9 protein-coding genes are annotated in these 14,326 nt (G+C 46.9%); 4 read left to right on the forward strand and 5 right to left on the reverse strand.

What is annotated here, in order from left to right:
• The first annotated feature begins 395 nt into the window (after positions 1–395).
• Entirely contained in the window at positions 396–3,377 is a 2,982-nt protein-coding gene (locus HCJ96_RS08165; RefSeq protein ID WP_169210552.1) for a TonB-dependent receptor domain-containing protein, read from the forward strand.
• A gap of 192 nt (positions 3,378–3,569) precedes the next feature.
• Positions 3,570–4,865 carry a lipid IV(A) 3-deoxy-D-manno-octulosonic acid transferase gene (waaA, locus tag HCJ96_RS08170; protein WP_169210553.1) on the forward strand — a complete coding sequence of 432 codons (1,296 nt, stop codon included), beginning with the start codon at positions 3,570–3,572 and terminating at the stop codon, positions 4,863–4,865.
• Between the two features lie 31 nt (positions 4,866–4,896).
• On the opposite strand, the gene HCJ96_RS08175 is transcribed toward waaA, so the two are convergent.
• Together HCJ96_RS08175 and HCJ96_RS08180 are read right to left on the reverse strand one after the other, a co-directional pair.
• Positions 4,897–5,394, reverse strand: a complete 498-nt coding sequence (locus HCJ96_RS08175) for a histidine phosphatase family protein (RefSeq protein WP_169210554.1) — start codon at positions 5,392–5,394, stop codon at positions 4,897–4,899.
• Positions 5,395–5,399: 5 nt separating this feature from the next.
• Entirely contained in the window at positions 5,400–7,208 is a 1,809-nt protein-coding gene (locus tag HCJ96_RS08180) for a cation:proton antiporter (RefSeq protein ID WP_425483737.1), read from the reverse strand.
• A 112-nt stretch (positions 7,209–7,320) separates the two neighbouring features.
• Between HCJ96_RS08180 and HCJ96_RS08185 the strand changes: the two genes are divergently transcribed.
• Positions 7,321–8,166: a hypothetical protein gene (locus HCJ96_RS08185; protein ID WP_169210556.1), complete on the forward strand. Its 846-nt coding sequence runs from the start codon at positions 7,321–7,323 to the stop codon at positions 8,164–8,166.
• 173 nt (positions 8,167–8,339) lie between these two features.
• On the forward strand, positions 8,340–8,924 hold the full coding sequence (locus HCJ96_RS08190; RefSeq protein ID WP_169210557.1) for a hypothetical protein: 585 nt from the start codon (positions 8,340–8,342) through the stop codon (positions 8,922–8,924).
• A 101-nt stretch (positions 8,925–9,025) separates the two neighbouring features.
• Here HCJ96_RS08190 and HCJ96_RS08195 read toward each other — a convergent pair whose 3' ends face one another.
• The 3 genes from HCJ96_RS08195 to purU form a co-directional block, all read right to left on the reverse strand.
• Positions 9,026–10,951, reverse strand: coding sequence for a methyl-accepting chemotaxis protein (locus tag HCJ96_RS08195; RefSeq protein WP_343034682.1), 1,926 nt, complete (start codon positions 10,949–10,951; stop codon positions 9,026–9,028).
• A gap of 134 nt (positions 10,952–11,085) precedes the next feature.
• Entirely contained in the window at positions 11,086–13,278 is a 2,193-nt protein-coding gene (locus HCJ96_RS08200) for a M3 family metallopeptidase (RefSeq protein WP_169210558.1), read from the reverse strand.
• Between the two features lie 132 nt (positions 13,279–13,410).
• Entirely contained in the window at positions 13,411–14,265 is an 855-nt protein-coding gene (gene purU, locus HCJ96_RS08205; RefSeq protein ID WP_169210559.1) for a formyltetrahydrofolate deformylase, read from the reverse strand.
• Positions 14,266–14,326: the final 61 nt, after the last annotated feature.

Raw genomic sequence — 14,326 nt, forward strand, 5'->3', positions numbered from 1 at the left:
GACAGTTGGCTGAAAAAATGGGGTTAATGGACAGCAACACTGAACCCGTTTTTACCGCTTTAGCGTAGTGACTCACCGCTTGCAATAAACACAACCAGCAATAAACTTTCCAGCTCTTAGAACTTTTACCGGCAAACTGTGGTCGTAAAAATAGAGCGGGTGTATTTGGTATCTGCGATCACCTTCTGTCAATCCTTTCATCAAGCAAAAACAGCCATCTGTCACACGGTTTGCGCCATTCAGGTAACGTCACTGGTTAACTTTTCCCCAGCTACTTAGCTTAGCATTAGATAGCCCTGTGCTATCTATCCGCTAATACAGTGTATTGGCACATTTGGACACTAATAAAAGCAAAAAACTTCTGCCCATATGATTGGGTTAAGAAGGGGGAACCTATGTTTACACGTAACAAACTCAGTACGTCGGTACGTCGTACTTTGCTTTTCAGTGCGGCGATTCATGTCGCCATACCCTCTTTGGCATTAGCACAGCAAACCACCGATGAAAATCAAGCGACAACGGATACCAGTGATGTTGAAGTAATAGCGATCACTGGTAGTCGGATCCGATCACCAGGCGTTGAATCAACCAGCCCGATATTTTCAATTGGCGCTGAGGAAGTAGGGTATTTGCAGCAACCCGAGTTCGAAAGAATTGTGCGTTCTCTGCCATCGACGATCCCCGCTGATGGTGGCAACGTTAACAATGGTACAGCCGGCGCGGCAACCGTCGATTTACGAGGATTGGGAGCCGAACGAACGCTGGTGTTATTAAATGGCAGGCGCATGGTGCCATTTAACTTCAATGGTCAGGTCGACACTGCAAATATTCCCACCGCCTTGATTGACAGAGTCGATGTTGTCACAGGGGGCGCGTCGGCGGTATACGGCTCAGATGCAATTGCCGGTGCAGTCAACGTCGTCCTTAAAAATAATTTCGAGGGCGTTCAGGTTGATGTCAACCATCAGCGCAGTGATGAGGATGATGGTGAGCAGAGCAATATCGCGCTGACCGTTGGTTCAGATCTGGCTGACGGCCGCGGTAATGCTGTTGCATCGGTGTCGTGGATGGAACGTAAGCCGGTGTTGCTAGGTGATAGACCACTTGGCCAGTTTGGTATCAATTCAAATACAGGCTCAGGATTAGCTGAATATCGTGCGGGCGAAGAGGCGACTTTGCCACCACAAGGTTGTCAGGGCCCAAATGTGGTTGACCTTTCAGGCTCAGGTTCAACTACGGCAATACCCACACGGTTCGAATTAATAGGTACTGGAGTGGCGGGTCAATTCAGAGAAGATGGTACCCTGGGTGATAACTGTAGTCTGTTTAACTTTAATCCATTTAATTACTATCAAACACCATCTCAACGTTACAGTGCGACGGCACTCGCCCACTATGAAGTTAATGACTATGCAGAAGTTTATACGTCATTCAACTATACAAATACAACGGTAATTCAACAGGTGGCTCCTTCTGGTACCTTCGGTGAGGAATTCACGCTGCCACTGTATAACCCACTCATTTCCAATCAGGCATTAGGCTTTATTATTGATGGCGCCAACGCAGCTGTTGCTGATGGATCTTTGATCAATGGTGGCAGTTGGAATGATGTGAATGCCAATGGTGTGGTGGATGAAGAAGATTCACTGCAGGTGAGGCTGCGTCGTCGTACGTTAGAGTTGGGAACACGTTCAGAGCGCTATGATTCTGATATCTGGCAATTGGTGACAGGAGTCAGAGGAGCTATCACTGATGAATGGATGTACGACTTTTCGTATCAGTACGGTGAAGCTAACCGTACTACTGTCAGAGATGGCTATACCAACCTAACTAATATTCAGGAAGCGCTGGATACAAGGGACGGTGTTACCTGCGCAGTGGGTGGGAATTGTGTGCCCATCGACCTGTTTGGTGGATTTGGCACCATTACCGATGATATGGCCGGTTACGCTAGAGCCATTGCCCTTCAGCAGCAAAAATACGAACAGGAAATCATTCAGTTTATTGTTGATGGTCCGATTGAGTTTATAGAAATTCCCACGGCCGGGTTTCCATTAACCGTGAGTGTTGGCTATGAGCATCGGATAGAATCAGGCTTACTTGAACCTGATGAGTGTTTAAAACTCGCGCCAGCAAGCTGTCAAGGTGGGGCAGGGGGGAACCTCCTACCTGTAAATGGTAGCTACAAAGTTGATGAGTTCTTCTTCGAAGGCGTTCTCCCTGTATTTGATGGTCAGCCCTTCGCTTACTCAATGGACATTGAGTTTGGGTTCCGTACATCAGATTACGACACGGTTGGCAGCACTGATTCGTGGAAACTTGGCTTTAACTGGCGGCCTATCGATTCACTGCTGTTAAGGGTGATGGAGCAAAGAGCCAACCGCGCTCCTAATATTGGTGAGCTGTTTTCTCCTGTTACCACAGGTCTTGATAATGCCATTCAAGACCCCTGCTCTGTAGCAAATGCCGGTAACATTGATGCTAACCTGCGGGCCTTATGCATATCGACTGGTATGCGTGACGCACAGGTAGGTGTGGTGCCGGATATCATTTCAGGTCAAATAAATACGTTTCAGGGAAGTAATCCCAATGCATTGCCAGGGCCCGAAGAAGCGGAAACATTTACTGCGGGTATTGTGTGGACACCCGAAGTATCATTTGCTAATGATTTTACTGTTTCGGTTGATTACTACGATATCTTCATAGAAGACATAATCGGTGAGTTTTCTGCTCAGGAGATTCTTGATCAATGTTACATCGAGGGTAATACCAATGAGTGCGCTAAAATCATCCGTGTGGGAGGTGATCTGACGGGGTCAGCTGCTGGCGTGCAGTTGTTTACAACCAACCTAAAAAGTTTGCAGGCTGAGGGAATTGAAGTCACCATCGATAGCAGTTTCGATTTGGGTGACATGGGTAATTTAAAACTGTCGGCAACCATCAATAAATATCTCACGCAAGAGTCACAAAGCGCAGATGCAATACCGGTGCTTGACTGTAAAGGTTATTACGGTACCAGCTGTGATCCGCTGTCGGATCTTCGCTGGATACAACGAACCACCTGGAGCTACGATGACTTCACCGTCTCACTGTTGTGGCGCCACATTGATTCTGTTGACGTAGAGCCACCAGAAGCCAGTCTGCGATTTGCCGAATTCAGAGAGATTGACAGTTATGATTACTTTGATTTGTATGCCAGTTATCAGGTTACTGACAATGTGAAGTTTACCTTTGGTGTGGACAACCTGTTTGATAAAGAACCACCTGTATTGGGTAACGATATTGGTGACACCAGTTCAAATTCAGGTAATACCTTCCCTAGCAACTACGACCCGCTTGGTCGTTTCTATAAAGCTGGGCTTCAACTCACCTTCTAATCAGAGCACGCTAAACGCAAACGGGATACATCAGTATCCCGTTTTTTTTAGCAGATTCGTAAAAGGCCGGTTGCGTAGGTTAGTGACAACACATAGATAATTTAAAAAGAATTGCAGGTTAGTTTTGCAAGCTGCGCGCATCGATTTACAATGTAGGGCTTAACGCTGTTGAAACGACCCAGGGAAAATCAGGTGAACGATCGTTATTCCCCATACTGGCACGAAGAGCTCGCTCGCTGGTTATACACTTTACTGCTTTTTTTACTGCTTCCGGTGTTCTGGCTGAAATTCAGAAAGTGGGGAGTCAACCAACTGGATGCTTTTCAATCAAACTTTATGCAGAGGTTGGGATGTGTACCCGTTCCAGAGCGGAAACAGGGGTATTTATTTCACTGCGTTTCGGTGGGTGAAGTGATGGCCGCCTCCTGCGTAATTAAAAAACTTAAACAAGCACATCCGCAAATCCCCATTACTATCACCACAACCACTGAAACCGGGTCTGCCAGGGTCAATACCCTGTTTGGCGACAGCGTTCACCACTTTTATCTACCGCTGGATTTACCCTTTGCCATGCACGCCATGCTTAATCGACTTAAGCCCAAGCTGGTGGTAATCACTGAAGTGGAATTGTGGCCGAACCTGATTCATAGTTGCTGGAAAAAGCAGATCCCGGCAGTTGTCATCAATGCGCGTATGACAGAGCGTTCGGCTAAACGATACGCAAAAGTCAGTGCACTCTTTGAGCCGATGATGTTTAAACTTGCCCATGTTTGTGCGCAAGGTACGCGCGATTTTGAGCAGTATGCGAAATTAGGCATACCTGAAAGCAAACTTTCGCTGACAAATAATATTAAATTTGATCAAGCGATAAGTGATGAAGACGGCGCAGCCGACTTTTTGCAGATGTTGCACAGCCCGCGCCCCATTATTGTAGCGGGCAGTACACACGATCCAGAAGAGCAGTTACTATTGACCGCTTTCAAGCTGATTATCGCGTCGCATCCTGACACGTTGTTGGTCATAGTGCCACGCCACCCCCAACGCTTCGAGCTGGTGGAAAGGTTATTAGCGGATTCGGCTTTTGAGTACACGTTGTCCAGCGAGGCCAGCCAAATCAAAGATGAGATACAAGTGGTGCTGGTTGATGAAATGGGCAAACTCAACCAGCTGTATCAGGTTGCCAATATGGCCTTTGTGGGTGGCAGCATTGCCAATAAGGGAGGGCACAATGCACTGGAACCCGCCTCCGCTGCAATTCCTATACTGATGGGACCACATCAATACAACAATCCTGTCATCTGTGAGTATTTGCGAGAACAGGGCGCGCTGATTGAAGTAAACAGTGCGGAGGATATTTCACACCATTGTATTGCCTGGTTAAAAGACCCGCCGCGGGCACAAATGCTTGGTAAGGCCGGCTATGAAGTTATTTTGCAAAATCAGGGCGCAGTAGATGCGACGATTGCGTGCCTCGAGGCGGCTAAGTAACATAATTTTGGATACGCTCAGGGAGAGGGTGTTACTCATCCATTCCAACCAGTTGCGACGATGAGCTAACTTCCCCCTCTACTATCTGTAGTTTAAACAGTTCGCCGAAATCTTCTTCAGCCATTGCTTTCGACTTTCCGCCAAGCAATGAAATGAGTGGAGGGATGGTGTTACTGTGTCCAACTACCAGAACGTTCAGCTGTTTTGTCTTAATCTGATCGGCCAGTGCCTGCAAATTGTCGGCCGGATAAATTTCAACCTCAAGATTAAGCTGCTTTGCAATTGGTGCAACACTTTGTTGGGTGCGTAAATATTGCGTGCTATAGATGCGCGCAATCTCCGCGTCTTCCAGCAAATTTATCAACTGTTTGGCTCGCCAATGCCCCTTTGCAGTCAGCTCAGGATCTGCTGATTGCGACTGTTTCTCAAAATGTCGGGTCAAATACACATCGTATGCCATAGCATGATTTCCTGCGCCAGATAACAAAAGCAAAAGCAGTACATTACGAAATAGGTTAGTTGTAATCATGTTCACTATCCACCTTTGTTACTCTGATTTTCTTGTCCTTGTTCTGGCTCGATTAAACTTATCACTTTCCAGCCTGATTTAGGGATTTTTTCCTCGCCGCTCAAAAACGTATGAAAGTGTTGTTCGTCATCGATGGCTACAAGTGGTGTGACCCGTGCGCCATAAGTTTCAATATAATCTGTGAACGAAAATTCATCAGTAATCCGAGTTGTCTTGATGGACGCCCCCCGGGCAACCGCTGACGCCAGATAGCCGTAGGTCACGCCTTCATCGAACAATGACAGCTTTCTCGCATAATGTTCGCTTACCTGATGGCTCGGCCGAGCGGCCTGCTCGTTGTTTGAAAGACCAAACACCTCCATTTTGCCCATAGTGTATTCGAAATGGTAAGCCACCATCGGATTCAACTGTTTGTAAGGCGACATGATTAACACTGTGCCAATCGTTTCCATTTGGAGGTTACGCGACGCGTGTTCGGACATAGGGTTACCAAAATACACCGGAATATCCATCATTCTGGCTTCGCGTATTGCATCCCAGTTGGTATCGGCAATACACACGCCAATTTCCTGGTTCATCATTTCTTTGGCTAGCAGGCGGCTGAATTTGCTACCACCAAAAATTAAGAAACCCGTCGGTGGTGCCGCCTGCACTTTCAGCCATTTGGCTACATAACCCGCTGTCAGACTCTGAATAATAACCGTCGCTATGATCACCATAAACACCATCGGTACTATCATGCTGGCGCCTTCATAGCCTATTTCTTCAAGTTTAAGCGAAAATAATGCGCTCACCGCGGCAGCAACAATACCCCGTGGTGCAATCCAGCTGATAAGTGCCATTTCGCGCCAATTAAGGCCGGTGCCTACTGCTGAAGCGATAACAGACAAGGGTCTGGCGATAAACATTACCGCGATCAGTACCAACACAATACCCACACCGACGTCGGCAATAGCATCCAGATTAAGTCGGGTCGCCAGTAAGATAAACAGACCGGAAATCAGCAACGTACTTAAGGTTTCTTTAAATTCGAGTATGTCCTCAACATTCACATTTTTCATGTTGGCCAAAACCATGCCTGTCACTGTAACTGCAAGCAATCCGGATTCATGCGCTACCACGTTGGACGCTGCGAACACGCCTAAGATGATGGTGAGTACAGCGGTGTTTTGCAGGTAATGGGGTATCCAGCTTTTGCGCAGGCACAAACCAAGAAAATAGCCTCCGGCCCAACCCAGCGCCAAACCGATCCCAATCGTTTTGCCGAAAATGAGAAAGGTATGTGATATTGCTGATCCCTGTGCAGCTACGATAAATTCAAATACCAGTACTGCGAGCAAGGCCCCGATGGGGTCGATGATAATGCCTTCCCAGCGCAAAATGTTGGCCAGGTTCGTGTTCGGTCTCACAGTACGTATCATCGGAACAATTACTGTTGGTCCGGTAACGGTAACAATAGCACCAAATAAGAATGCCAGTTGCCATGACATGCCCAAAGTAAAATGTGCTGCCAGCGCAGCCACAATCCAGGTGACGACCACGCCCACCGAACACAAATTGCGCACCATATTGCCATGTCCGGCGATGTCTTTGAATTTGAGGGTTAATGCCCCTTCAAACAGGATGATGGCGACAGAAAGGGAAACCACCGGAAACAACAAGTCACCAAACAGCCGATCCGCATTGATCACATCGAAGACCGGTCCAACGACAATGCCGATGATCAATAATGGTAAAATTGCAGGCAATTTCACTCGATATGCAAAGTACTGGCAACCGATAGACAGTAAACCTACGAGAACTAAAGTTATCATTGGATCAAACAAGGTGCGTTCCTGCTATTTTTTTAAAAATCGTTGAACAACGTAAAGTGCTTATGATACATACTTTTATTGTCTTTAGTTGGATGACTGTCAGGTTTAATAGATGAAATTTAAGTTTCTTCCGACAAATTTAGCGATCGCGGTCGCGATTGCTCTTACCGCAAGGGTAAGTGCGCATAGCAACTCACTTTCGATAACGGAGAAACTTCACTTAACCGAGGAATTACACGAAACCTCCGGCCTGGTCTGTCATGCGGACCAAATTTTTACAATTAATGATTCAGGTAATGCGCCAGCCGTTTTCAGTTTGAACGAAACGGGGAAAATCGTAGACAAAATTCAATTAGCGGTACCGAATATCGATTGGGAAGCAATTGATGCTGACGACGCTTATCTTTACATTGCTGATACCGGCAACAATCATGGCAATCGTCAGCGGGTGCAAGTGCATAAGTGGAATCGTCAAAGCGGCGAAGTTTCATCAGTTTCGATCGCGTATAAAGACAATCGTTTCGATAGAAATATTCCATATCAGCATGATTATGATGTGGAAGCGATGGTTGTTCACAATGGCCAGTTATTGTTGTTTACTAAAAGCTGGCGAAGCGGGGTGGCGAACGTCTACCAGGTTGATGTGGAGGAAAAACAACAAGTAGTGACTCCTATAGCAAACATTGATGGACTCCCCGGCGTCGTGACAGGTGCCGCTTGGGATTCCCAAAGAAATGTTTTTCTGCTAGTGGGATACAGTGGCAATGCTTTAACCGGATACACCCCCTACCTGGCTCAAATCTCCGAACAGTATAAGGTGCAATACACAAGTGCGTTGTCAGGATTATCGCAGGTCGAAGCCATTTGTATCAGAGCGGATGGCGAAATATGGATAACGCAAGAGGGTTCAAGAACGCAGCCGTCTAAGTTAATCAAACTTTCTTTACCCTCACTTTAGCGTTTTTTTTGCGCGCCGCTTATTCTTAAGCATTTTTTTTCATACCCAACAGATTACAAAAGCTGTTTATAATTTGTTCATCTCTTGAGAGCAAGACCGTTTCAATAGATACCCGTTATAGAGTGAAACATGAAAAGTGAAAGTACCTGGGTACGAGTAAGTGGGAGTTAGTGATGAAATCTATCAGTCGAGCAATCTGTCGCGCTACGTTAGCACTGGCTGGTGCATCATGTTTTGTGACCAGCTCATGGTCGTCAGAGCTGGGTGACATTGTCGCTGACTACTTAAATCGTGCCGACGACTTCGCGGTGACGTTTTCTAACAAAAAACTCAAGTTTAATGGGTGTAAACAACGGGAATACGAGCTTACTATGGCTCAGCATCTTTCTCCGCGAATGACGATTGAAGCAACCTTGCATTATGAAAAAGGCAGACTTGACTATGGTGTGCTTAATCAAAAGGTGTCTGCCAGAGGTTATCAACTTGCTTCCTGGTATCAGCTGGATGGTTACGCCCTGGGTGTCAGTAATAGAGTGGTTTCTGAGCACGAGATCAATCTTCCGCTTGCGGATACTATCGAACTACCTACCAGTCAGGCGCTTGCATTAAACATGCGCACCAAGGGGTTGCGCGAAACCCATGAATTGTCGTTGTCAGCCGTGAGAGAAACCTGGAGTGCTAAAAACGCTGCGCTGGGACTATCCTGGGATAAAGCGTATGACAACCAGTTGCGAATGAACTACTCAATTATATTCTGATTTTTTTGCCAATACAGTGTGTTTCCCAACCACTCTTTACAGCCCTGACGGGCTGTTTTTTTAGATTGAAATCGCACATTGCAGGCTGTTTTTAACGCACCTTAAAGTTTAAAGCGGTTAACCTGCGCTGCCAACTCGCTTGCCAATTTATCTAATTTGTCACTGACAATAACCAATGACGACGCTGTCTTTAAGGTATCTTCACTGGTATCACTTATTTCGTGAATGTTCACATTGATGTCTTCCACTACCACCGTCTGTTCTTCCGTCGCAGCTGCTACCTGTGTGTTGATCTCATTAATGCCGTCTATTTCGAGTGCAATTTTTTGTAGAATCTCATCCAGTGCCTTGGCCGATTGCACCACCAGCGATGACTGCTCTCGACTTGACTTCATTTGCACAACCGCTTCGCGAGAGTCCTGCTGAAACATGTCAATTTTCACCTGTATCTCATCGGTGGCACTGGCTGCCCGCTGCGCGAGGGTTCTTACTTCATCTGCTACTACCGAGAAGCCTCTGCCATGTTCGCCTGCGCGGGCTGACTCGATTGCCGCGTTTAGCGCCAGCAAATTAGTTTGTTCTGATATTCCTCTGATGGTATCCAGGATGCCGCCAATAGCCGACGTATGATCGTCCAGAGATTGGATAACTTTGGCCACCCCTTCAATTTGTGCAGAAAGGCGATTGATTGACTTCACCGCTTCCTGAGTTAACTGGCGGCCCTGCTCAGATGTTGTATTGGCCACGGTAGCTTTTTCAGCAGCAGAGGACGCCGACTGTGCTACTTCAGTTACTGTTGAACCCATTTGCGTTAGTGCAGTGGCAACCTGGATAGTGTGGTCGCGCTGAAGTTTACTGTTGTCTTGCGTTTGATGGGACTTTTGCGCCACTTCCTGAGCGGAGCCCCGCAACTGGGTACTGGTTTTGGCAACAGTGCTGATAGTCGCGTGCAAGCTGGCAATAAATTTATTAAACCCTTCTACCAGTCTGGCCGTTTCTTTTTGTTCTGGTATTGCCAGGCGAGTAGATAAATCACCTTCGCCGCGCCCCAGTTCCTGAAAAGCGTCAGCCAGTTTTTCCAAAGGACGTGAGATATTGTTGGCCAGTAAACGGCCAACAAAGGCAAAAATGATTGCGATAACGATGGCCCAAATGAACACCATAAGGTTAGCGTCATTCAGATCACTATACAGCTCAGCTTCTGGTACCTGAGCGATGACGTACCAGTTAGCCTCAGGAATGTAGGCGCTGGCCATTAACAGGTTCTGACCTTCCACTTCGATATTAGCTAAATTAAAGTCTGCTTTGGTCAGCAGTGTGGTCTGGGTGGCACTGTCACTTACGTCGGCAAGTTTACGTTTACCCAGCAAGCTGGTGTCGGGATGTGCAATGATGTTGCCCTGAGCGTCGACCAGATACATAAATCCAGACTTAGCCAATTTAACCCGGTTAATTATAGTCAGCAGCTCATCAACGGCTTTTGCCACCCCGGACATACCCCGTCCATTGGTTTGCTGGTAATTAGCGAACAGTCGGTAGCCCACACCGGGTTCGTTATACAAACTTAATGAGGTCGGATTGCCACTTTCTTTATAGGCAAAAAACCAGCCATCAAATTCATCATTTTTCAGTTTTCTAAGAAAGCCGTCCTGATTCCAGTAATTATATGTTTGACGATCCACAAATGACGCAGCTGCAAGCTCATTTTGTTCGGCCAGCTGATGCAAGTAATTAACTAATTTTTGCTCTTCAGCCTTATTCGCGCCTGCCGCCGACCATTCGATCATATAGGGGTTGGTGGCAATGCTGTGGGCGACGGTAAGCATGACACCCACTTCCTTTTCAACGCGGTTAGCAATTTGTTTCACCTTACTGGGCAGGAGCTGTTGCTCAACATCCTGTTTGACTAAATCACGGGCAATCCATTGACTGACAACACTGACCAGCAGACAGGAGAGTAATACGGCGATAAGAAGGGTGAAGAGAAACTTTTGTTTGATGCTCAATGAAATTAATGCTTTGGCCACTGACAATCCTCGATATTGCTCGTTTACACAGGCGTGGTATTGCTATTCGGCCAGATAAGGTAAGCCGCATTAGTAGCTTAGCCAAAAACAAAGAAATAAAAAAGGCCGCTAGTGCGGCCTTAGAACTGTTACGTTTATTTATCGCCTTCCTCAGGTACCGGGAAGCCGCGGTCGCGCATTAATGCTTCAACATTCGCATCGCGCCCACGGAATTTACGATAGGCTTCTGCCGGGTCCATCGCGTTTCGGACTGAGAACAGATACTTCACCAGTCTGTCACTCAACTCTTCATCGTAGAATCCACCAGGCGCCTGCGCGAACGCTTCTGACGCATCCGCAGTTAACACTTCTGCCCACATGTAACCATAATATGCAGCAGCATAACCTTCGCCTGAGAACACGTGGCCGAAATGCGGGCTGCGGTGACGCATCACAATCTCTTCTGGCATGTTCAACTTATTCAACTCTTCACGCTCGAAAGCATCAGGGTCGATGTTGGCTGGGTCAGTAGTATGGAATTTCAGATCCATGATCGCAGACGCCAGATATTCAGTGGTTTTAAAACCTTCATTAAAAGTAGCCGCTTTCTTGATTTTATTTACCAGTGACTCCGGGATCGGCTCACCCGTTTCGTAATGGACCAGATATTGGTTGATCACTTCATCGGTGGTTAACCAGCGCTCAAGCAGTTGCGACTGAAATTCCGTGTAATCGCGCACGCCCGAGTGCGACGTGGGGTATTTCACATCAGATGACAGGAAATGCAAGGCATGACCAAATTCATGGAAGTAGGTCTCGGCGTCATCCCAGGAAATCAGCGTAGGCTCACCCTCAGCGCCTTTAACAAAGTTTGAATTGTTAGAGGATAACACTGTTTCTTTGCCATCAAAGGTGGTGTAACTGCGGTAAGTGGTTGCCCAGGCACCAGAACGCTTGCCCTGACGCGCGAACGGGTCAAGGTACCACAGACCAATATGTTCTTTGCTGTCCTTGTCCACCACTTCCCATACTTTTACGTCTTCATTCCAAACCGGCACTTCGCCTTCCGGCACCGCCTTAAACTCAAAGTTGAACAGGCGACCGGCTACATAGAACATAGCATCGCGCAACTTGTCCAGTTGCAGGTATTGTTTGACTTCGTTTGAATCAAGGTCGTATTTTGCCTGGCGAACTTTTTCTGCGTAGAAGCGATAATCCCATGGTTTTATAGTAATATTCGCGCCTTCTTCATCGGCAATTTTCTGCATGTCGACAACTTCTTCTTCAACACGCGCAATCGCTGCTGGCCAGACTTTCATCATGAGCTCCATGGCATTGTCAGGGTTCTTGGCCATGCGATCTTCTAAACGCCACTCGGCATAATTGTCGTAACCCTGTAACTGCACGCGTTCGTGGCGAAGCTTCAGAATTTGCTTAATGATGTCGTTGTTATCGTTCTCGTCTGCGTTGTCACCACGGTTGTAGTACGTGCGCCAGACTTTTTCACGTAACTCGCGGTTGGTCGAGTAGGTTAAAAACGGGTCCATCGACGAACGAGTGTTAGTGATCGCATACTTACCTTCTTCGCCTCGCGATTTAGCAGCTGCAGCCGCACCTTTAATAAAGGTCTCGGGTAAGCCATCTAACTGATCTTCAGTGATATAGGTAACATATCCTTCTTCATCAGCCAGCACGTTGCTGGAGAACTTGGTGTAAAGTGACGCCAGCTCTTTATTAATTTCGGCGTAACGTTCTTTTTTCTCACCTTCCAGCGCTGCACCATTGTGGGCGAAACCGTTGTACGTTAACCAGGTGATACGCTGCTCTTCAGTGCCCAGTTTTTTGTATTCTTCACCTTCATATACCGCTTTTACCCGCTCAAACAACTTTTTGTTCTGGGTGATTTCGGTAAAAAACGAAGAAAGTACCGGTGACATTTCTGCCTGAATTTCGCGGAATTCAGGGCTGGACATGTTCGCACTCCAGATACCGTAATAGGTGAAAACATTGCCCAGTTCACTGCCTGCGCGTTCCATCTCTACAATGGTATTTTCAAACGTAGGGGGTTCCGGATTATTGGCAATCTTTTCAATTTCTTTGCGTTGAAGTGCCATCCCTTTTTCCAGGGCAGGCTTTAAGTCTTCCAGTTTCATCTTATCGAACGCAGGAACACCACCGTAGGGGCCTTTATATTCATTCAATAAAACATTGTCGTATGTTTTCGTCTGGTCGTTCATTGTTTTATCCACAGCCGCTGTCTGCTCAGTTTGTTCAGGTTTTTGTTCCGAGCACGCGCCTAAGGCTAAAAGAACCGCTGCTGCGGTTAACGTTGTTTTAAGTTTTCCCATGAAGTTTTCCATTTTAGTCATTTCAACCGAACCCATACTAAGGGATGCCACGCAGAAGTTAAACGCCTTCTACCGCGCAAAGGCGCTGAATAGCTCAAATTTAACCGAAAATTAAGCGTTGGATGCTGATTGCTAAGCGAACACGACAGTTTTATTGCGGTGGATAATCACTCGGTCCTGCAAGTGATAGCGCACCCCGTGGGCCAACGCGGTGACTTCACAATCTTTGCCCTTTCTCACCATATCAGCAGGATTATCGCTATGGCTGATACGTTTAACGCTTTGCTCAATGATCGGTCCCTCATCAAGATCGGCAGTAACGTAGTGACAGGTCGCGCCAATCAGTTTGACTCCACGATCATAGGCTTGCTGATAGGGACGGGCGCCAGCGAAAGATGGTAAAAAACTGTGATGAATATTGATGATATGACCAGCCAGCTTTTCGCATAAGTGGTTAGGCAGTATTTGCATGAACCGGGCAAGCACCGTTAAATCCACCTTATGGCTATCGATAAGCTGCTCTATTTCTGCGAACGCGCTTACCTTACCCTGCTGTTGAAAATCAATGTGATAGAAGGGGACTTCATACCAGTCGGCAAACTGCCGCATTTGCGGGTGATTGGCAATAACACAGGCAATGTCGCAGTGTAATTCACCGGTGTGCCAGCGATGCAGTAAATCTACCAGACAGTGGCTCTCTTTGGAGGCAAGTAACGCAATACGCGGTTTATGCTGAGAATCAGATAATTTCCATCTCATCTGATACTGTTTCGCCATGTCATCAAACGCATGGCTAAACGTTTGGTGATCCAGATTGACCGAATCGGCGCAAATCTCATGGCGCATAAAAAATCGTTGGGTCGCAATATCGGTGTGATGGCTGGCTTCGACAATGGCCGCATTATGTTGCGCCAGAAACTGTGATACCGCCGCCACCAGGCCTACCTGATCAGGACAGTCGATTAATAATCTATATGTTGTTTGCATGATAATGGCCGTCTCACTTTTAATTATGTTGTACCTGTTTAGTGGCCGAAAAGTAAAGCGA

The sequence above is a fragment of the Alteromonas ponticola genome (assembly GCF_012911815.1).
Lineage (GTDB): Bacteria > Pseudomonadota > Gammaproteobacteria > Enterobacterales > Alteromonadaceae > Alteromonas > Alteromonas ponticola.

Coding starts and splice junctions, on each gene's coding strand:
- HCJ96_RS08200 (WP_169210558.1), bottom strand. CDS start 13,278: ATGGGAAAACTTAAAACAACGTTAACCGCAGCAGCGGTTCTTTTAGCC.
- HCJ96_RS08190 (WP_169210557.1), top strand. CDS start 8,340: ATGAAATCTATCAGTCGAGCAATCTGTCGCGCTACGTTAGCACTGGCT.
- HCJ96_RS08180 (WP_425483737.1), bottom strand. CDS start 7,208: ATGATAACTTTAGTTCTCGTAGGTTTACTGTCTATCGGTTGCCAGTAC.
- HCJ96_RS08175 (WP_169210554.1), bottom strand. CDS start 5,394: ATGATTACAACTAACCTATTTCGTAATGTACTGCTTTTGCTTTTGTTA.
- purU (WP_169210559.1), bottom strand. CDS start 14,265: ATGCAAACAACATATAGATTATTAATCGACTGTCCTGATCAGGTAGGC.
- HCJ96_RS08165 (WP_169210552.1), top strand. CDS start 396: ATGTTTACACGTAACAAACTCAGTACGTCGGTACGTCGTACTTTGCTT.
- HCJ96_RS08185 (WP_169210556.1), top strand. CDS start 7,321: ATGAAATTTAAGTTTCTTCCGACAAATTTAGCGATCGCGGTCGCGATT.